Source organism: Advenella kashmirensis WT001 (assembly GCF_000219915.2).
Classification (GTDB): Bacteria; Pseudomonadota; Gammaproteobacteria; order Burkholderiales; family Burkholderiaceae_B; genus Advenella; species Advenella kashmirensis.
This window is the reverse complement of sequence record NC_017964.1, coordinates 2,534,033-2,553,024: the sequence shown is the minus strand read 5'-3', so window position 1 is coordinate 2,553,024 and position 18,992 is coordinate 2,534,033. Positions and strand designations below refer to the sequence as shown.

Sequence of the window (18,992 nt, the reverse complement as noted above, 5' to 3'; positions counted from 1 at the left end):
TCCATGTTCGGTGCCGGGCAGGCATCACAATAGTTGGTACAATTCGGTTTTTCACCAACCAACACGGCGCCTGGTGCCGCTAAAACACATGACTGAAGTCGTCCAAAGCTGGGCCGATGCCATCGGGCCCGAAAAGGAAAAGCCTTATTTCATATCGCTGCGCGAGCGTGTCCACCAGGCCCGGGAAAACGGCAATACGATATATCCTTCCGAACATGAAACATTCAGCGCCTTTCGATTAACGCCGCTGGACCAGGTCAAAGTTGTCATTCTGGGACAGGATCCGTACCATGGACCGGATCAGGCGCACGGTCTGGCATTTTCGGTCAAACCGTCCGTGCGCATTCCGCCTTCGCTATTGAATATTTACAAGGAGCTCAAAACCGATATTCCGGGATTCACCATGCCCAACCATGGCTATCTTGAAAAATGGGCGCAGCAGGGCGTGCTGCTTCTGAACACGGTGCTCACGGTCCAGGCTGGCATGGCCCATTCACATGCTGCCTGGGGGTGGGAGACATTCACTGACCAGGTGATCTGTGCGCTCAACGAAAAACGGGAACATCTGGTGTTCATGCTATGGGGCAATCACGCCAAAAAGAAAGGCGAATTCATAGATAAAAAGCGCCACCTGGTATTAACAGGCGTTCATCCCTCTCCGCTATCGGCAAGCCGTGGATTTTTTGGCTGCCGGCATTTTTCCAAGGCCAACGAATATCTCCTGGCCCAAGGCAAGGCCCCGATCGATTGGCAGGTATGAAAAAAATGGCAGGTCTAAACAAAAATTGATCGAAATGATGAGATTTTATTGACTTGTATCAAAATATATTTTTATTAATGCTCTCACAATAGCGCTTATTCTCATTGGAGGGATTAAGCCTATGGTTAGAGGTGGTCTATCTGTTTGTGAATTTCTGACTCGCTTGCCTATGTTCGAAGGCTTGACACCGGCAGCAGTCAAGACGATCGCCCTGTCAGTGACGCATCGCTCGTTCCATAAGGGCGCACTAATACACGACATCGTTGAAAAAGGGACGACCCGCAAGGGGTTCCATATTGTCGTCAATGGTAGTGTCAAATTATTGTTTGTCGCGCCAACGGGGGCGAAAAAGTCGTGCGTACCCTGGGACCGGGTGACAGCTTCGGCGAAGAGGGTGTCTTTTTGGAAAATATGGAAAGCCTGGTGTCGGCCCAGGCCACCAGCGCCCTGTTTCTATTGCATATATCAAAAGACAGTATGCTGTCCCTGCTTGAACGCGATCCGGCATTTGCCATGCGCATGCTCAGCAATATGAGCCGCCGGGTGTACACCTTGCTCAAAGACATAGAATCTTATACGCTCAAGTCGGCTACCCAGCGCGTGGTTGACTATTTTCTTGAGCATGCACAGCTTCAGGATGGCGGGCAGTTCCGCTTTAACACCAACAAGGCGCTGGTTGCTTCACTGCTGAACATTACCCCAGAGCATTTTTCACGCATCATGCGCGAACTGTGTGCGCGCAAACTTATCACCGTTGAGGGCAGGGACGTCTATATTCCTGACCCGGTTCGCCTGCAAGCCTACGAAACTCTGGAGAGTGGCTAGCGTCTTTATGTCGCCGAACACCGGCCATGTCTCATCGCATACTGCCGTATCTCGGTGCAATCTGGCAGCAGGTTGCTGCGTCCCGTAAGCATAGAGATTCCAGTCTTCGTTTAAATCAGGATTTATCTTGTGAACTGTGCCTGCGCGCCTTCGGGTAGTCCCACCTCAAACACATTCAGGGTCATTGAGATCAGGGTGTAATAGCCGGCCAGTCCCACCAAATCCACGACATTGTCCTGGCCTAGTGTTTTGATTGCCTTGTCGTACAGCCACTGGGGTATCTGACGCGTGGTAACCAGCGTATGTACAAATTCATGCACCACCTGTTCATCTTCCTGTGCAAACGGAATGGACTCTCGATTATTCATCAGTGCATCAATGGTGTCGGGTGAAACCCCCGCTTTGAGCGCGATTGGCTTGTGCGCCCACCATTCAAATTCAGATTGCCACAACACCGCCATTGTCAAAATAGCCAGTTCCGATAGTCGCGTGCAAAGGCTGGAGTCATAGCGGCAGTATTGGCCCAGCGCCTGCGCATGTTCGGCCAGACCCGGCCGATTCAGCCAGATGGCCAGGGGTCCGCGTACCTGGCCGCGTGGACCTGCGGCGATAGCTGCATATACCTGCTTTTGATGGTCGTTCAGAGTGGCCGGATCCGGCGCGGATAGGCGGGTCATCGTGTTCCTTACTCGATAATGTTGAACATGGTGCGTTTGGTGTTTTTGAAGTGGGGGCGTACCCGGCTGCTCCATTCGGTGCCCCGGACTGCGAGCCATGGCGGTGAACCAAAGGTGTCTTGTGTTTGTAGCAAATAGAGCGCATGGTAGCGGGGCGCGCCATCACGACTGTATAGGCGCATGGCCCTGACGGTGCCGGGTACGGCTGCCAGGCCTGGCATATGCTCTTGGGTATACCAGTCATTGAAGTCGCCTTCGGCGGCGCCGTCAACGTCGGTTTCCACAACGTAATGGCACACCGCTGTTTTGTCCCAGGCCTGGCCACGCAGATCCAGTGTGAGCTGCAGCAAGTCTGTGCTTGCCCCGGGATACCGTTGTGCAATGGCATCTGCAAGCGTACCGATTACCCGGACCGCACTTGTGGCTTTCGGCTGCTCTTTTTTGGCAGGCTCCTGCTTCATGGTGCTATCGAGCACATCTGCAAGATAGATATAAGTTTCGGGGGTGTCTACCGCATGGCACAGGTGAGCATGGCTGTTGTTGAGGTCCAGTACATTTTTCAGCAGCACATTGCAGTGCTCGCGGCTTAGCCGAATACCGGGAATGCGGATAATCATGACAGTCGACATCGTCATTTGGCGGCTCCGGTTGGCTGGCTATCCTCAAATCGATACAGTAGCTGTGGATTATCGACAAGAATTTTGTTGCGCAGCGCAGGATCCTCGCAGACAGCGCCGAAGATATTGAGCAACAGGCCGTCATCAGGTACGTCGCCCGCGACATTCGGGTGCGGCCAGTCGCTGCCCCACAGGGTACGTTCAGGCATAGCGTCAATAATGGCTCTCATGAATGCATGGCCGGCCGTATAAGGCGCGACGCCGCCAGCGAGCCGGTCCACGCCCGACACCTTGATCCATGCCTGCTGGCAGTGACGCAATTGCAGCAGCGCCTCGAAGGCTTCACCATGTAAGCCGTTATTCGTGTCTATTCTTCCCATATGATCAATCACAAAAGGAACGGGAAGCTTTTTGAGGTCCGGCAGCAGTCGCAGCAGTGATATTTCATCAGCGTGAATGCAGATATGCCAGCCCAAATCGGCAATCTTATCGGCCATGGCCGCCACGTCTTCGATTGTTGCCCCAGTCAGATGCGCAACGAAATTGAAGCGCACCCCTCGAATGCCGGCCTGATCCAACTGCAGCAATTGATCCCGGGTGACGTGCGCCGGCAGCAGTGCCACCCCGCGATATTGACCCTGGCTTCTTGCTATGGCATCTGTGATAGCTGCCATATCATAGCCATGACAGTTGGGCTGAACCAGTACGGCGCGGCGCAGGCCCAGATTGGCCTGTTTGGCGTTCAGATCGTCATAGCCGGCGTCGGGCGGCGTGTAGGAGCGATTGACGTCAAAAGGAAAACGTTCGGCCGGACCAAAAACATGGCAATGGCTGTCGCAGGCATTGAGCGGGACATCGAAGTTGATTTTCTCGGTGTGCTTTTTAGCCGGCGCACAGTCAAACATGGGTCGCGTTCCTTGGAGATATTCAGTGGCGGTATTTCAGAGGAGGTATTTCAAATGGCATATTGCTTCGTCTGTTGCCCATGTTAGTAGTCTGAGGCAGCAAGCGCAATGGGGCGGTTCTGAATTCTGTTATGCATAAAACGTATACACCCGGCAGCCAGCAGTAATAGCGGAAGAGGCCGCTTGTGAAAATGTCGCTGTCGGATTCTGCGAATTGCGCCCGTTTTCGCTGCGCGGCACACTATCTGCCTCATCAATCAATCGGAGGACAGATATGCAGGAACGTTTAAAAGCGCAACGCGGGCAAGGCATGACCGAATACATTATTGTTGTTGCTCTGGTGGCTATCTCTGCTATTGCAGTATTTCAGCTGTTCGGCCAGACGCTGCGGTCGCAAACGGCAGCCATTGCCAGGGAACTGGCCGGCGAAGACGGTTCCGCCGAATCCCAGGCTGCCCGCAACGCGGCTGAGCAGGCAGCAGGGCAAACTGCAGCAAAATCACTCAAGAGCTTTACGGGCAATGCAGACGCTGCCGGTGGCGGTGCAACGGGGCAGTAATTGCATTTGTCATGAACGGGCTGTACGTGAAATATTGGCAGAACACGCGGCTTGACACCCAGCGAGGTCAGGCGCTGGTGCTGGGGCTTTTTCTGGTAATGCTGTTGGCCGTGGCGCTTATTTATCAGTTCGGTGTCGGGCAGGTTGTCGGGCGCAAGGCGCGACTCATCCACGCGGCAGATGCGGCAGCCTATTCAGGTGCGCTGGTACAGGCCCGGGCGCTGAATATGCAGGCTTATATCAATCTTACACAGACGGCGCATCAGGTGGCGATGGCGCATCTGGTTACGCTCGGCTCCTGGAGCCTGTTTGCTGCAACACAGGGTCAGCAGTTGGCAATGTTCAATCCGCCTGCCCATGTGATCGGCATGATGTTTGGCGCGCAGCACCTGGCAGGGTACACCGCCTCTGCCGCTGCGTTAGGGTTACGAGACATGGCCCGGACAGGAGGCCAACTGCCACGTCTATTTGCAGAACATGACCGGATTGTTCGGCATGTGCTGCTAGCGGCCTCTGACGCCGTGCATCAGAGTATGCAAAGCAGCCGGGATCGGGCGATTACCCAGGTTCTTGAGCAAAACTTTCCGCAAAGCCGTGTCACGCAGAAAACGCTGTTAACACAGGATGGATCGGCTCGTCAGGCGGCAGCGCACGTGCCCGTACGCTATCCTGCGGATCGCTTTGCGCCTGTCTCATGGGAGGTCCACAATCATCTTGAAAAAACCTACGCCACGCGCTACAAGCCCACCTCAGGTTATCGGCGGTTTCTTGAAGATGTTGTGGCGCTTTATGATTTTCTGGATGTTCGAGACCACGTGCAACGCAATAGCTGGGCGGTGCGGTATCAATGTCCGCAACTGCGCCACGAGTTGCGGCGGCGTGGCCGAACTGTACTGAACAGCAGCGGCAACTGGCAATCAACAGATACGCAGTCCTACCATGCGCTCAGAAGCAATCAGTATATCGGCTGCTACTACCGGGAATATCCCATGGGGTGGGGCTGGATCCCCGGCCGCGCGAAAGTACCAGGCACAGATATGCCTTACTCGGAAAAGGTACCCGATAACTTTGGCGATATTGATTTTTGGCGCTGGGTTACCCAGGCTACCAGTTGGGATATCTTTTCCGGAAACGCCAATCCGCTGGCAAATTCACTAGCGGCTGTCGGCAAACCTCAATGGGAGGGAGGCGGTTTGGTGCCCTTTTACGATGTGCGCGATGCTTATCGCCGTCGCCCGTTGGGGTTCACGATTACCGTCAGGCAGCGTTTTACCGATCAGCCCACGCTTGCCATATCGACGTCGGCAGAGACGTTTTTCGAGCCAGCCAGTGAAAACAGGCGGTATCGCAACGAACAACCGGGCATGTGGCATCCGTTCTGGCAAGCGCATCTTGTCCCGAATCCGGTCAAAAAGGAAGACTGATATGAGACACCAGCAAGGACAGGCGCTCACAGAAGGCTTGATTGTACTTTTATGCGTGCTGGGTTTTTTTGCCGCTGCCACCTGGTTGGGACGATTGCAGGATGTGGCGCTGCATGAACAACATGCCAGCCGTTTTGGTGCGTTTGAGCTTGCCAGAGCGGGCAATATCGACAACGCGCAACTGTTGTCCCGGTTCTTCCACGGCCGACATGCGGGCTGGCGCAACCGACAGGGCAGCGCGCTGGTGGTCGACGACAGCATACAGGTCACGTACGACAGGCAGGCCGTGCTTGCTTCGCAAAGCCAGCCTGGCGCAATGGACAGGAACGCGACTGTGTTGCGCAAGGAGTGGGCACTGCAGGACAGCGGCATCGCCAATGTGTCACTGCGCATTCGTCCGCGAGTGACGACGCTGTCCGAACAAGCGCCAACACCTGTTGAACGTGCAGAGCGGATATCGGATTTGATTGACAGCCTGGCAGTGACACTGCGCAGGCATACCGCCATTCTGATTGATGCGGGGCACGCCATTGATGCGCGGTCTGCGCATGAGCGCGCGGCTCGTTCCCATACGGCATGGCAGCGGGTCGCGCGCGCGTCGTATGCAGCAGGCAAGAAAATTGCAACCACAGCCATGCCCCTGGACGCGCCCTGGGGGCGGGCAGCGCCGGTTTTTGACTGGTTCATGCCCTGGGCTGGCAAAACACCTTAAACCCCTATTATTGCTTGAATCATTTTTGGACCACTGTATGCAGGTTTTATTCGCCAAAATTGTCTTTGTATGTGCATCGTTGCTATGGTGTAGCGATGTGGCGGCAGCAAATGCCGTAGAAAATACCGCCGCGGCATTGCTGCGCAATGTATGCCGGCAATTGAAGTTATGCGCCAACGCGCAGCCGGTATCTTTTCAGCTATTTGGCATGCCTGCCGCATTCACGGTAATCCATCAGCAGGCGTCGCCGGAACAATTCATGCGGCGATTGCATGGCAGGTCTTCGCCGTTTTCGCGGTTCACTCGGGTCGGCAACCAGGTTTTCTATAGCGGTTTGCATGGCCAGATGACCCTGCAGTTGGTAGTCGACGGGCTCAACGCAAAATCGACCCATGCATTGTTGAGTGCGATGCAGGTACCCGCCGGCACCGGTCCAGCAACAGACTCAATCCGCCTGCTGGGCCGTCGCCTGCTGCGGCTATTGCCCGAGGGTGCCAGGCTGCTCATGGATATCTGTTATGCCAATCGCGAACGCACCTGCCACCAAGTCTATGCTTATGCGCGTTTGAGTACCGAACAGCTTGCAAGTGCATTGAAGGCGACGCTAATTGCCGCTAACTGGACAGCCCAAAGCACTGCGGCTGGCCTTGCCACCTGGGTTCGCGACGGCCGAACGCTTCAATATTTCCTGGCCAGCGTCAATGGCCATACAGCGCTTTATCTGACGGCGCCTGCTGTCTTGTGGTAGGGCGGAGGAAAAACAATGCAAATCTTCAGATTAAGCCGCAATACCTGGCTATTGCTTGCTGCCATTGTGGCAGGTCTGGCGGCGGCCTGGTTTGCGCGGCGCTATATACAGGATCATATCCGGGCGCTCGACGAGCAGGCCAAAGTGCGAACGGTCAACCGGATCGTTGCCGATTTTGATCTGCCCGAAGGATTGCGACTGGAACGTTTGCATCTGGCAGTCATGCCGGTCCCGGCCAGTTGGGTTCCCAGCGGCAGTATTGCTCCCGAAGAGGTGCAAAGTATCGAAGGCAAAGTGGTGACAACCGCAGTACGCAAAGGTGATATTTTGTTGCGCGCCAATCTGGCACCCCGTCGACACGAAGCGTTCTCACAGAAAGTGCGTAACGGCAGACGCGCCATTACCATTCCGGTGGATGCCATCAAGTCAGTCTCAGGTTTGCTGGTGCCGGGCGACCTGATTGATCTTTATGTGTCTTTCGAGTACCGCCGCAAGCGGATTACGGCGCCGCTGTTACAGGGCGTATTGGTGCTGGCCACCGGTAGTGACAGCCAACAGTCTGGTTCTGCAAATGAACCGACTCAAGGCACCGATTTTTCCACGGTTACGCTGGACACCGCACCGGAAGAGGCGGCCCGGCTGGTCGCAGCACGGCAGGCTGGCACCATTACGGCCCTGTTGCGCCATCCGAGTGACGCCAAGGCAAGCAACAAGGGCGTCCAGGGAGATTTGGCAACGCTGCTGGGCATTGCCAAACCGCTATCCGTTGCACGGACCAGACCGGCAGTTATTTATGGCAACCAGCCGCAACACAGGTTACCGGCACTTGTCACAGAGCCAAGGTCGAGCACGCCCGAGTTGTCCAGAGGACTTATTGAACTGCCCGAGACAGAAGACATCGTGAGCGCCTGGATCAACTCCCTGCCCGGTGTCAGTGCCTCGCCGGTTGAACCCGTAGTTACTAAAGACACCGTGTCGGCTGACGCTGATGATATTCGTGATAAAGAGACCGTTCAGATTCAGACGCCAGCCGTACCCACGAATTAGCAGGAAGCGCCATGAAGTTGATTTATGCATTTTCATTTTTTGTTGTACTGGAAGTCGGCATGATGGTGCCGTCGTATGCAGACGAGCAGTCTGCCTCGCAAATCACATTGCAGGTGGGTGACGTCAAGGTGTTGCCGTTTGTCGATCTGGCCCGTGTGGCCGTAGGCGACGGAAAGATTGTCAATGCGGTTAGCGATGCTGACAACGAGCTGGTGCTGTTTGCCCGGGAACCGGGGCAAACCGTGCTGAACGTCTGGGATAAAACAAATCGAAGTCAGCAGTTTCACATAGCGGTCCGTGCTGCCGGGGAACAAAAACTGCAACATGAAATACAGCGCATGCTCAGTACGATAGGGCGGATTAAAACGACACAGGTCGGTGACAAGATCATTGTCGAAGGAGACAATCTGAGCGATGCGGATCGTGAGCGCCTGCTGGTGCTCGTCAGGCATTTTCCGCAAATTGTGGATATGACCAGCCAGATCGGCTGGGATCAAATGGTACTGCTCGATGTACAGATTCTGGAGCTGCCCCGTAATGTACTGCAGGAGCTCGGTGTTAAATGGGGCACCCATGCCGGCGGGCTGTCCATGGGGGCCGTTTGGGATACCGCGTCCTCGCGCCTGTCGGCCAGACCGGGGCAAAGTGTGATGGATATTCCATTCAGGGCAATTTCGCCTGCTGGCTATTTTGGCCTGAACGCGCTATTGTCGGCTTCCCTGCAGAGCCTGGCTCAGGAAGGTCAGGCAGTCGTATTGGCCCAGCCGCAGTTGATGGCGCGCAGCGGGGCGACGGCAGAGTTTCTGGCTGGTGGCGAGGTCCCATATGTAACGACAGATAAAAACGGCCAGAACCAGACTGTATTCAAACCCTACGGTGTAAGTCTGCACATTACGCCGCGCATACAGAAAAACGGCAACGTGAGATCCAAAATAGACGTTGAGGTCAGCTCGGTCGATGCCTCCATGGCGCTTAATGGCGGACCCGCACTCAAAACGCGTCGTACATCCACAGAGTTCAATGTACAGTCCGGCCAGACGCTTGTGCTGGCCGGCTTTGTCTCTCGTGACCAGTTTCGCAATGCCGATAAGTTGCCCGGTATGGGTGATTTGCCTATTCTGGGTGCCTTGTTTCGCTCAAGCCGGTTCCAGCGCAATGAAACCGAGCTGGCTATATTTGTACGGCCTGTTGTGGTCTCCGCAGATAACAGTGATTTGCAAAAACGTGCAGCCCGTTCACGCGCCATCATTGAAGAGACATTTAAAAGCGCACCAATATTGAATACGCCAGTAACCGCGGACGGGTCCGATCAATTGCAAGCGACGGCAACGTCAGTCAAACGCCATTACCCCATCTGGATCCCGGCAGGCAGCGGTGGCAATATTCGCGTAAGTTGCCGCCTGCAAACCGTGCCAGTCATTGGCCGCACAGCAGCGCGAATGACATTGGACGCCAACGCAGTGTGCCGATACGGGTGCGTCACTCCCGATGGAAGCCCATGCTACGACTCCAGATATCCGATGCAGATCAAAATTTCTAAGGGTGAGACAGTGATTGAGATTGACATGCACTTTGAAGATGGAACATTTGAGCGTCGCCAATTTGCATTGCCAGCCATTGTAGGAAGGCAAAAGGATTGCCGCATTTGCCTGCGCAGCTGGCGCGTGGCCCGGCAACATGCCCGTTTGGTTCATCGGCAGGCCGGGGTCTTTGTTGAAGATATGGGCACGCTTGCCGGCACGATTATCAATGGCTTGCGTATTACCGAGTACGGGCCTTTAGCTGTCGCCGATGAAATACTGATTGGTCCGTGTCGCATGGTCATCCGTGATATCGTCGTTGGCAATTCGACGTCCGGGGGTGGCAGCGAGGTCATTGATACTATACACGGGCCGGGACAGGCTAGCAGTGGCCCGCCAGAACGTCGGCCACAACATCAGGGAGAACTGAGGCAATCCCGGCAGCCATCAACAAATTCGTTCTGTCAGCCATCAGACGGTTCGCTTGATACATCGGTGTATACGCCAGTTTATGATGCACACAATGATCAACCTCAGGTATCACAAGGTGGTCTGGCCGCAACGCAGCCGGGTCCTGTCCCGGCTCCGAACTTAATCGGGCGGCAGGACATGTCAGCGTTTGTCTCCCTGCGGCAGGCACCTGCTGAATGCGATCAGAACCATCGAGCAGACCGGGTACATGCTGGGCGCGATCAGCGCTGGCAATTGCAGCTGCATGCCAGCCTGCTGCAGGCGCTGGATTTACGCCGCAAGGACGTTTCCCAAATGACAGACTCGGCGTTGCGGCTTGAAGCTGCAGCTATGCTCGATCGTATTCTCGCTGAAAACCTGGCGTTGCCGCCGGAAATCGATCGTGAGCGCCTGAAGCAGAATGTACTGGACGAAGCAATCGGGCTTGGGCCGCTGGAGCCCTTATTGGCGGATCCGGCCATCACTGAAATCATGGTGAATCGCTACGATGAACTGTTTATAGAAAAGGCCGGGCGATTGATCCGCTATAAAGGCACATTCAGTAGCGAAAAATCAGTACTCGGGATCATCGAACGCATTGTTACGCCCCTGGGCCGTCGGATCGACGAAAGCTCGCCCATGGTCGATGCACGCCTGAAGGACGGCTCGCGCGTCAATGCCATTATCCCGCCGGTTGCCTTGCGGGGTGCCAGTCTGACGATTCGAAAATTTCCTCACTTTCGACCCGGCATGCAGGATCTGCTGCGCCTTGGCTCGCTCGATTGCGCCATGCAGCAATTTCTCACGCTCTGCATTCGACATCGCAAGAATCTTATTGTTTCAGGCGGTACCGGTTCCGGTAAAACCACCTTGCTCAATATCCTGTCCAACTGCATACCTGAACACGAGAGAATCATTACGATCGAGGACGCAGCAGAGTTACGCCTGAGTCATGATCATCTAGTCTCGCTTGAAGCTCGCCCGGCCAACCTCGAAGGCAAAGGCCAGGTGTTAATCCGCGATTTGGTCCGAAATGCCCTGCGCATGCGGCCGGACAGAATCGTGGTGGGAGAGTGCAGGGGAGCGGAAGCGTTTGACATGCTGGCGGCAATGAATACTGGTCACGAGGGCTCCCTGACAACCTTGCATGCCAATTCCCCAAGGGATGCGCTTGCCCGTCTGGAAACCATGATACTGATGGCGGGTATGGAGCTGCCATTGGCCGCAGTGCGGGAGCACATTGCCGGCAGTATCAATTTCATCGTGCAGCAAAGCCGTCTTGCTTGCGGTCGGCGCGTGATTACGTCGATCACGGAGATCTGCGGACTGGAAAGCGGTGTCATTAAATCACAGGAAATTTTTCGCTTCGAGCGCAAAGGCATGGGTGCCTTTATGGGGCTGGGGATTGCGCCTGATTGTTTTGACGCCTTGCGTGAACAGGGCATCCCCATTGATATGAACATGTTCAGCCAGTATACGCCAGCCAATTCCGGCTCTAATGCGTTTGTATCGCCGGAGAGTCAACTGCATGAATCACCACCGCCTTCACCATCACACACGCAGTTGCAGGAGTGTTCACAATGATCTGGGCAGTGCTGCTGTTTGTCGTGATTTTTATTGCAGTTGTCTTCATATTGCTGCAGCAAATATTTGGCCGTATCTTTAAAAACTGGGAAGATCGGCTCAAGACCGATACAACCCGCAGGCTACAGGATTTCTTTCTGTTTATCGATCCGTCTGCATTGTGGTCGGGCAATGTCGTGCTTTCGCTGTCACTGGCATTGATTGTCTGGGCGCTCAGCGGCTTATGGTGGGCGGCCATGCTGATCGGGGTGCTCATCTTTCTGTCGCCTAACTGGTTGGTAGCCAGGTTGCGCCGGCGGCGTCTCGCACAATTTGACGGGCAATTGCCCGCTATGTTGCTTGCGCTTGCCGGTTCCCTGCGAGCCGGGGTAGGCATCCAGGCAGCAATAGGCCAGATAACGGGTCAAGCGGCCGCACCGCTTTCGCAGGAGTTTGGCCTTGTACAGCGCCAGCAAAGGCTGGGCATCTCCTTTGAACAAAGCCTTGACGATCTTTTTGCGCGCATGCCTTCAGAGTCCACAGGATTGTTTGTGTCGGCCTTGAAAATAGCGACCCAGAGTGGCGGCAATCTTGCCGAGGCCCTTGAGCGAATAGCCCAGACGTTGCAGGCGCGCCAGCAGATACAGGGACGAATTCGGGCGTTGACGTCACAGGGGAAAATGCAGGCCTGGGTCATGGCCGGGTTACCGTTGCTCTTGATGATGGTGCTCAATATGCTGGATCCGGCAGCCATGCAACCCATGTGGTTCCATCCGGCAGGCTGGATCGTACTGGCAATTATCTTCTTGCTGGAAACGCTGGGTATCTGGCTTATTCTCAAAATCGTGAATATCGACATATAGGAACAAAAAAAATGGCGTTCTGGATCAGTTGCATATTCACGGGCATCTCCATTTGCCTGAGTCTTTACCTGTTGCTGTCACCTGCGAGCAACACGGTCGTTGTGCCACAAGCCTATCAGCAGCAAAAAGCATTGGCCTTGCTCTGGCCGTGGATTCATGTGCTGGGACGCGCCATTATTCCGTTCATGTCATGGAGATATCGTGCGCGTTTGCTGTCGTTGCTGCGCAATGCCGGGCTTGAGCCTGTGGCGCAGGTCGATCACGTGGCCGGCATCCAGTGCTTGTCTGCCTGCTGTGCTTTTGCCAGTACCGTTTTCATACAAGCGCCGCAGCTGCACGCGCGCCCCATAGTCGTTCTGGCGATTGCACTTGTCGTGGCGCTGGCAGGCTCGCTGTTGCCCCTGTTTTGGCTGCGCGAACGTGGTGCCAGGCGCCGGCAGCGGATCTTGCGTGAGTTGCCGTTTCTGCTGGATATGACCACCTTGTGCGTAGAGGCAGGTCAGAACATGCAAGGTGCCCTGTATTACACGGCAACCTTGTGTTCGCCAGGTATCCTGCGCGATGAATTGAGTTACTGCCTGAGCGAAATACGCACTGGCAAGCCTCGCATTGAGGCGCTCAAGGCCATGGCCGCGCGTACTGGCACTGCGGAGGTGTCCCAATGGGTCGCCTCCATTGCCCTGGCGGAAAGCACGGGCATGTCTCTCGGTCCGCTATTGCGCTCGCAATCGGACCAGCGCCGTCAGGAGCGCTTTAACCGTGCCGAAAAATTGGCTCTGGAAGCGCCTGTAAAAATGCTGTTGCCGTTGACTTTCTGTATCTTTCCCTGCACCTTTATCGTTTTGGCATTTCCCATCGCGATAAAAATCCTGCAGTCCGGAGTATGAATGTGTCCATCGCCTATCCATCTGCTTCTGTCTATAGATTAATCACCGTTGACCGTTTTTTCCAACGCCTGGTCGGTTTAATGGGAAGAAAGAGCATTGATCCTCGCCATGTTTACCACTTTGTTCCGTGCAATAGCATCCATACCTTTGGCATGGCTGTTCCGCTAACCGTTATTTTTCTGGACAGGCAATTTCGTGTCCTGCGTGTTATCAAACATCTTGCGCCAGCGCGCGTGGCCTGGCACTGCCGGGCGTGTTCGGTGCTGGAGCTTCGTACAGGGTCTATTACCTCAAACAGGCAAGCGCGCGAGCTGGTCGCTTTGCTCTTGCCCTCAGATGCAGTTAGAAAAAATGGCTGGCCTGATCATTAGCAAAACCCCAACGCAGCACACACAAAAAAAACCACGGTGGGCTTTACCAACCGAGCAAGAAGCGGTGCAGCGCGATGCCTCATGCGGCGTCATAGAATGCACTAATGGTCTCAATGGCCCGGCTGACGATCGGATCCTGTTTTTTTCTTGACCATATGACAGAGGTAATAGAGCGCTGCGTATGCGCAAATTCCAGAAACCGCAAATCGGGCAGGCCGCAGTGTTTCATGCAGGCCGGCACCAGTGATACACCCATGTTCTGCGACACCATGCTCAGAATACTCAGCCAGTGACGCGTCTCGTCTACGGCCTTGGGAAAGAACCCGGCACTGATGCACATCGACAAAAGTATCTCATAATAAACCGGCGATACATGACGCGAAAAAAAGATGAACCGCTGCGCGCTGAAGTCGGCCAGGGCAGGGGCCTTGCTTTGCAGTATCGGGTTGTTCTTGTGGGCGCATAGCAGGAACGGCTCGGTGACAATTACTTTATCCAGCAATTCGGTTGGCAGTCGATTGCTGTGGATGAATCCCACATCAACATGGCCCATTGCAACTTTATCGACAATGTCGCTCGAGTTGGATTCGGCCAATTCAATATCCATTTGCTCGCCTTCACGCCCCAATCGCTGCAATAATGCCGGCAGGCCGCGATAGACCATGGAGCCCACAAAGCCGATGCGCAGTCGGCCGCGCTCTGTCGTGTGGGCAAGGCGATTTTTCAGCGAACCGGCGTGACCGAGCAGAAAAAGCGCTTCCTTATAAAGTACGGCGCCCGCAGGTGTCAGACTGACATGCCGGCTGTTGCGTTCAAATAGCTGCGCACCCATTTTTTCTTCAAGTTGTCTGATGGCCAGGCTCAACGGCGGCTGTGAAATGTTCAGGCGCGCCGCTGCCTTGCTGAAATTGAGGGTTTCGGCAACGGCGACAAAATAGCGAAGGGCGCGAAGTTCCAGGTCCATATCTATATATTATATGTATAGATATAAATAAAATAGTATTTCCATATATACATCGTTTTATTTACGCTGTGAATATTATTGATATTCAGAAAGGCCAGGAGATGGAGACAAATAATATTCCCGATAGCCGGGGCAGCAATTTCTTTACGATGGATCCGTATTCCGGCCCCTTGTTGAAAACCTATCTGCCAGCCTCGCTGTATGCTCATCTGCTGCCGGTTTTCAATGAGCTGGGCGCGGCGGTGGGGTCACGTCTGGATGAACTGGCAGATACCGCCGATAAAAATCCGCCCCAACTTTCGGTGCGCAACCGCCAGGGCCAGGATGCCTGCACAGTGACCAAACATCCGGCTTATGTTGAACTGGAAAAAATGGCCTACGAAAAACTTGGCTTGGCAGCCATGTCGCATCGGCCGGCGTGCTGGACTGGGATCAACCCTTTCCGCCTGCGGCCAAGTACGCGTTGTCGCATTTATTCGTGCAGGCCGAGTTCGGGCTGTGCTGCCCGGTCAGCATGACCGATTCACTGGCGAGAACGCTGAAAAAATTCGGTGACCCAGCCTGGTCGAGCAGGTGTTGCCGCAAGTGACGGCAACCGAGTTTGCCGATCTGCAACAGGGCGCGATGTTCATGACCGAGCAGGCTGCCGGATCCGATGTCAGCGCGACGCAGGTGATCGCACAGCCGCAACAAGATGGGCACTGGCGCCTGACGGGGGATAAGTGGTTCTGCTCGAATCCCGATGCGGGCTTTGCCATGGTGCTGGCACGTAGCGAGGATGCCGACGGGCTCAAGGGCGTGTCACTGTTCCTGTTGCCCAAAATAGCTCCTGACGGTTCTCCCAATCAGTATCGAATCTTGCGCTTGAAAGACAAGCTGGGAACCCGTTCCATGGCCAGTGGTGAAATCAGGCTGGAAGGCGCTTCGCGTGGCTCGTTGGCGAGCGTGGCAAAGGCTTTCAACAGATGGCCGATATGATCAACAACTCCAGGCTGTCCAACGGGATGCGTGCCGCCGGCCTGATGCGTCGTGCGGTTAGCGAAGCGGTCTATTTCTGCGGTCATAGAAAGGCTTTTGGCAAGCGGCTCATCGAGATGCCTTTGATGCAGCGGCAACTGGTCAAGATGATGACGCGGGCCGAACAGGCACGCTCGGTCATGTTCCAAACGGCAACCGCGCTGGAAAAGGCAGATGGCGGTGATGAATTTTCCAGGGATTTGCTGCGTATCCTCACGCCACTGATCAAGTTTCGCGCCTGCCGCGATGCCCGCGTGGTAACCGGAGATGCCATGGAAGTGCGCGGCGGTTGTGGCTATATTGAAGAGTGGGTTGAGCCGCGCCTCATGCGCGATGCCCATCTGGGCTCTATCTGGGAAGGCACCAGCAACATCGTGGCTCTCGACGTATTGCGGGCGATACGCAAGAGCGATGGGCTGACCGCGTTGCAGACCCATGTGCAGACCCTGCTGGAAACAGGCCGGCCATGCGAGGCATCGATGGCAGGCCTGCAGGCCGATTGCATTGACAACACATTTGCGCTGGCAAGACGTGTGGCCGACAGCGACGATGCCGTCATGGCGCGGCAGGTTGCATCGGCGCTGTATCACGTGGCTGCGCTTGCCGGCATGCGCTGGGAAGCCGCTCATGCCGGATTGGAATCGCGGGCCATGCTGGCCGATCAGGTCCTGATTCATCGCCTGGCGCCGCGTGACCCTTTATCACAGACGAAATGCGAGGGTGCCATGCAGGCCCTGTTGGCTTACGCGCTGTAATCTGCATGCTTACTCAATTTTTACAATACGCGCGTCCGGCTATATTGCACGGCTCGCGCAACAGGAGGAGACTCATGAACAAATCAAGAATTTTTGCCCTGGCCGGCGCGCTGGCCTGTCTGGCGGTTTCCGGGGCTGCACTTGCTGCAGATAAATTTCCATCCGAAGTGGTCAAGCTCGTGGTGCCTTATCCGCCGGGTGGCCCGACCGATGCGCTGGCACGCCGGCTGGCGCAGGGCGCCGGGGAGAAACTGGGTACCACGATTGTGGTTGAAAACAAGGCTGGTGCCAATGGCAATATCGGCGCCGAGTATGTAGCGCGCGCCAAGCCTGACGGCTACACCATTATGTTCGGCACGTCCGGGCCGCTGGCGATTAACACCAGCATGTACAAAAAGCTCGGATACCAACCGGAAACCAGTTTCACGCCGATCATGAAAATCGGCCACTTACCCAATATCCTCGTGGTCAATCCCAAGGTTCCGGTAAAGAATGTGCAAGAGCTGATTGCCTATGCCAAAGCTAACCCGGACAAGGTGACCTATGCTTCCTCTGGTACCGGTGCGTCGTCTCATCTGGCGGGTGTGTTGTTCAACACCATGGCTGGCACCCGCATATTGCATGTGCCCTATAAAGGGACGGGGCCGGCGCTCAATGATTTACTGGGTGGACAGGTGTCCATGGCCTTTACCGATGTTCTGACTGCCTTGCCGCATATTCGCGAACACAAGCTGAATGCCCTGGGGCTGGCTGCAGGCCAGCGCTCCAAGGCCCTGCCCGAGCTGCCAACCATTGCGCAGCAGGGGCTGGACGGGTACGACGTCAGCGTCTTTTTTGGTATTGTCGGACCGGCAGGTATGTCTGATCAGGTAGTCGCGTCATTGAACGATGCGTTCAAAAGCGCATGGCAGAACCCGACATTCAGGCCACCCTGGGCAGCCAGGGCATTGTTGAAGCAGAAAAAAAGACGCCTGAAGAACTGGCCCGGTTTATTCACAGCGAAGTGAAAAAATGGCACGACGTCATCACCAACGCATCCATCAAGCTCGATTAACTATGACCGCAACACAGACCACTACTCCTGCAGCCTCACTTACGGGTATCCGCGTTGTCGACCTGACCCGGGTGCTGGGCGGACCGTACTGCACGCAGATTCTGGCCGACCATGGCGCCGAGGTACTCAAGATCGAACCGCCGGCAGGCGACGAGACGCGTGGCTGGGGGCCGCCGTTTATTGATGATACCGCCGCCTATTTCATGGGCGTCAACCGCAACAAGAAAGGCCTGATCGCCGACTTGTCTACCGAGAGTGGGCAGCAGTTTTTGCGCGAATTATTGTCTCAGGCAGATGTCCTGATCGAAAACTTCAAGCCGGGAACACTCGAAAAATGGGGGCTTGGCAAGGATGCACTGCAAGAGGCGTTTCCACAGCTGATCCATTGTTGCATTAGCGGCTTTGGTGCGGATGGTCCGCTGGGCGGCTTGCCCGGCTATGATGCCTGCGCCCAGGCCTTGTGCGGACTCATGAGCGTCAATGGAGAAAAGGGCGGCGCCCCACGCGCGTGGGCCTGCCGGTGGTCGATATGGTGACCGGGCTGAACGCGGCCATCGGGGTGCTGCTTGCCGTGAACGAGCGCAGATCCAGCGGCAGGGGGCAGTATCTGGATATTTCACTTTTTGATTGCGCCGTCTCGCTGCTGCACCCTCATGCGCCCAATTATTTTGCCAGTGGCAAGGTGCCTGGCCTGACCGGCAATGCGCATCCGAATATTGCGCCGTATGAAAGTTTTCCGACAGCCAGTGGCGAGCTGTTCCTGGCCGTTGGCAACAACCGGCAGTTTGCAACACTGTGCAATGTGCTCAAGCGTCCTGATATTGCCCAGGATGCGCGTTTTATCGATAATGCGCAACGCCTGGCGCATCGACAGGTTCTGCATGCGACGCTGTGTTCGGTACTGGCCGTACATCAGGCGGCCGAACTGGCCGATGCGCTGATGCAGGCCGGCGTACCCGCTTCACCGGTAAATAACGTGGCTCAGTTGCTGGCGCATCCGCACACCAGTCATAGAAAGATGGTGATTGAGCAGGACAACTATCGCGCCATCAATACGCCCATCAAACTGTCGCGTACGCCTGCGCAATTTCGCTCACCGCCCCCGGGCTTTGGCGAACATAACAAGGAGTACGGCCTGACGTGATCTGTTCAAACGCGGTTTAAATCGCACCGTCTGGTTACGGTTTTGCGGATAGTGTAATATTGATTTGACAGGTTTTGCCTGGGCGCCAGTCACGCTTGCGCCGCAGCGGGTTCGCCATTATTCAATTGAC

15 protein-coding genes and 4 pseudogenes are annotated in these 18,992 nt (G+C 55.5%); 15 read left to right on the top strand and 4 right to left on the bottom strand.

Going from position 1 to position 18,992, the window contains the following annotated elements; all coding sequences use genetic code 11:
* Positions 1–88 precede the first annotated feature (88 nt).
* Both ung and TKWG_RS11980 read left to right on the top strand, forming a co-directional pair.
* On the top strand, positions 89–760 hold the full coding sequence (gene ung, locus TKWG_RS11985) for a uracil-DNA glycosylase (RefSeq protein ID WP_041710184.1): 672 nt from the start codon (positions 89–91) through the stop codon (positions 758–760).
* Between the two features lie 318 nt (positions 761–1,078).
* A complete protein-coding gene (locus TKWG_RS11980) occupies positions 1,079–1,585 on the top strand; it encodes a Crp/Fnr family transcriptional regulator (RefSeq protein ID WP_322786631.1) in 507 nt (168 codons plus the stop codon).
* A gap of 122 nt (positions 1,586–1,707) precedes the next feature.
* On the opposite strand, the gene TKWG_RS11975 is transcribed toward TKWG_RS11980, so the two are convergent.
* From TKWG_RS11975 to TKWG_RS11965, 3 genes are read right to left on the bottom strand one after another with little or no spacing between them, the layout of a single operon-like run.
* Positions 1,708–2,262, bottom strand: a complete 555-nt coding sequence (locus TKWG_RS11975) for a carboxymuconolactone decarboxylase family protein (RefSeq protein ID WP_014751088.1) — start codon at positions 2,260–2,262, stop codon at positions 1,708–1,710.
* Positions 2,263–2,270: 8 nt separating this feature from the next.
* Positions 2,271–2,897: a DUF4286 family protein gene (locus tag TKWG_RS26570; RefSeq protein WP_014751087.1), complete on the bottom strand. Its 627-nt coding sequence runs from the start codon at positions 2,895–2,897 to the stop codon at positions 2,271–2,273.
* Positions 2,894–3,784 carry an amidohydrolase family protein gene (locus TKWG_RS11965; protein WP_014751086.1) on the bottom strand — a complete coding sequence of 297 codons (891 nt, stop codon included), beginning with the start codon at positions 3,782–3,784 and terminating at the stop codon, positions 2,894–2,896. The genes TKWG_RS26570 and TKWG_RS11965 overlap by 4 nt, the downstream gene beginning before the upstream one ends.
* A gap of 274 nt (positions 3,785–4,058) precedes the next feature.
* On the opposite strand from TKWG_RS11965, the gene TKWG_RS11960 reads away from it, so the two are divergent.
* From TKWG_RS11960 to TKWG_RS21590, 10 genes and pseudogenes are all read left to right on the top strand, one after another.
* Positions 4,059–4,343 carry a Flp family type IVb pilin gene (locus tag TKWG_RS11960; protein ID WP_014751085.1) on the top strand — a complete coding sequence of 95 codons (285 nt, stop codon included), beginning with the start codon at positions 4,059–4,061 and terminating at the stop codon, positions 4,341–4,343.
* A 26-nt stretch (positions 4,344–4,369) separates the two neighbouring features.
* Positions 4,370–5,767, top strand: coding sequence for a hypothetical protein (locus TKWG_RS11955; RefSeq protein ID WP_041710177.1), 1,398 nt, complete (start codon positions 4,370–4,372; stop codon positions 5,765–5,767).
* 1 nt (position 5,768) lies between these two features.
* Entirely contained in the window at positions 5,769–6,479 is a 711-nt protein-coding gene (locus tag TKWG_RS11950) for a hypothetical protein (protein ID WP_014751083.1), read from the top strand.
* A gap of 37 nt (positions 6,480–6,516) precedes the next feature.
* A complete protein-coding gene (locus tag TKWG_RS11945) occupies positions 6,517–7,227 on the top strand; it encodes a hypothetical protein (protein ID WP_014751082.1) in 711 nt (236 codons plus the stop codon).
* Positions 7,228–7,242: 15 nt separating this feature from the next.
* Entirely contained in the window at positions 7,243–8,274 is a 1,032-nt protein-coding gene (gene cpaB / locus TKWG_RS11940) for a Flp pilus assembly protein CpaB (protein WP_014751081.1), read from the top strand.
* 11 nt (positions 8,275–8,285) lie between these two features.
* Positions 8,286–9,458: pseudogene (locus TKWG_RS27145) on the top strand (type II and III secretion system protein family protein); the annotation flags it as partial.
* A 255-nt stretch (positions 9,459–9,713) separates the two neighbouring features.
* Positions 9,714–11,828 (top strand): ATPase, T2SS/T4P/T4SS family, encoded by a 2,115-nt coding sequence (locus TKWG_RS27140; RefSeq protein WP_407636926.1) that lies wholly within the window; start codon positions 9,714–9,716, stop codon positions 11,826–11,828.
* Positions 11,825–12,670 carry a type II secretion system F family protein gene (locus tag TKWG_RS11930; RefSeq protein ID WP_014751079.1) on the top strand — a complete coding sequence of 282 codons (846 nt, stop codon included), beginning with the start codon at positions 11,825–11,827 and terminating at the stop codon, positions 12,668–12,670. The genes TKWG_RS27140 and TKWG_RS11930 overlap by 4 nt, the downstream gene beginning before the upstream one ends.
* Positions 12,671–12,681: 11 nt before the next feature.
* Positions 12,682–13,557 carry a type II secretion system F family protein gene (locus tag TKWG_RS11925; protein ID WP_014751078.1) on the top strand — a complete coding sequence of 292 codons (876 nt, stop codon included), beginning with the start codon at positions 12,682–12,684 and terminating at the stop codon, positions 13,555–13,557.
* Entirely contained in the window at positions 13,554–13,928 is a 375-nt protein-coding gene (locus TKWG_RS21590; protein WP_014751077.1) for a DUF192 domain-containing protein, read from the top strand. The genes TKWG_RS11925 and TKWG_RS21590 overlap by 4 nt, the downstream gene beginning before the upstream one ends.
* A 79-nt stretch (positions 13,929–14,007) precedes the next feature.
* Here the strand turns inward: TKWG_RS21590 and TKWG_RS11915 are convergent, their stop codons facing one another.
* A complete protein-coding gene (locus TKWG_RS11915) occupies positions 14,008–14,892 on the bottom strand; it encodes a LysR family transcriptional regulator (RefSeq protein ID WP_014751076.1) in 885 nt (294 codons plus the stop codon).
* A 101-nt stretch (positions 14,893–14,993) separates the two neighbouring features.
* Between TKWG_RS11915 and TKWG_RS11910 the strand changes: the two are divergent.
* From TKWG_RS11910 to TKWG_RS11900, 3 pseudogenes are all read left to right on the top strand, one after another.
* Positions 14,994–16,664, top strand: a pseudogene (locus TKWG_RS11910) (acyl-CoA dehydrogenase family protein).
* A gap of 74 nt (positions 16,665–16,738) precedes the next feature.
* Positions 16,739–17,718 (top strand): annotated as a pseudogene (locus TKWG_RS11905) (Bug family tripartite tricarboxylate transporter substrate binding protein).
* A 2-nt stretch (positions 17,719–17,720) separates the two neighbouring features.
* A pseudogene (locus tag TKWG_RS11900) lies at positions 17,721–18,862 on the top strand (CaiB/BaiF CoA transferase family protein).
* Positions 18,863–18,992: the final 130 nt, after the last annotated feature.

What these genes read in the sequence shown, in the direction of transcription:
- TKWG_RS11975 (WP_014751088.1), bottom strand. Translation starts at nt 2,262, where the DNA reads ATGACCCGCCTATCCGCGCCGGATCCGGCCACTCTGAACGACCATCAA.
- TKWG_RS21590 (WP_014751077.1), top strand. Translation starts at nt 13,554, where the DNA reads ATGAATGTGTCCATCGCCTATCCATCTGCTTCTGTCTATAGATTAATC.
- ung (WP_041710184.1), top strand. Translation starts at nt 89, where the DNA reads ATGACTGAAGTCGTCCAAAGCTGGGCCGATGCCATCGGGCCCGAAAAG.
- TKWG_RS26570 (WP_014751087.1), bottom strand. Translation starts at nt 2,897, where the DNA reads ATGACGATGTCGACTGTCATGATTATCCGCATTCCCGGTATTCGGCTA.
- TKWG_RS11960 (WP_014751085.1), top strand. Translation starts at nt 4,059, where the DNA reads ATGCAGGAACGTTTAAAAGCGCAACGCGGGCAAGGCATGACCGAATAC.
- TKWG_RS11945 (WP_014751082.1), top strand. Translation starts at nt 6,517, where the DNA reads ATGCAGGTTTTATTCGCCAAAATTGTCTTTGTATGTGCATCGTTGCTA.
- TKWG_RS11915 (WP_014751076.1), bottom strand. Translation starts at nt 14,892, where the DNA reads ATGGACCTGGAACTTCGCGCCCTTCGCTATTTTGTCGCCGTTGCCGAA.
- TKWG_RS11950 (WP_014751083.1), top strand. Translation starts at nt 5,769, where the DNA reads ATGAGACACCAGCAAGGACAGGCGCTCACAGAAGGCTTGATTGTACTT.
- cpaB (WP_014751081.1), top strand. Translation starts at nt 7,243, where the DNA reads ATGCAAATCTTCAGATTAAGCCGCAATACCTGGCTATTGCTTGCTGCC.
- TKWG_RS11930 (WP_014751079.1), top strand. Translation starts at nt 11,825, where the DNA reads ATGATCTGGGCAGTGCTGCTGTTTGTCGTGATTTTTATTGCAGTTGTC.
- TKWG_RS11925 (WP_014751078.1), top strand. Translation starts at nt 12,682, where the DNA reads ATGGCGTTCTGGATCAGTTGCATATTCACGGGCATCTCCATTTGCCTG.
- TKWG_RS27140 (WP_407636926.1), top strand. Translation starts at nt 9,714, where the DNA reads ATGACATTGGACGCCAACGCAGTGTGCCGATACGGGTGCGTCACTCCC.
- TKWG_RS11965 (WP_014751086.1), bottom strand. Translation starts at nt 3,784, where the DNA reads ATGTTTGACTGTGCGCCGGCTAAAAAGCACACCGAGAAAATCAACTTC.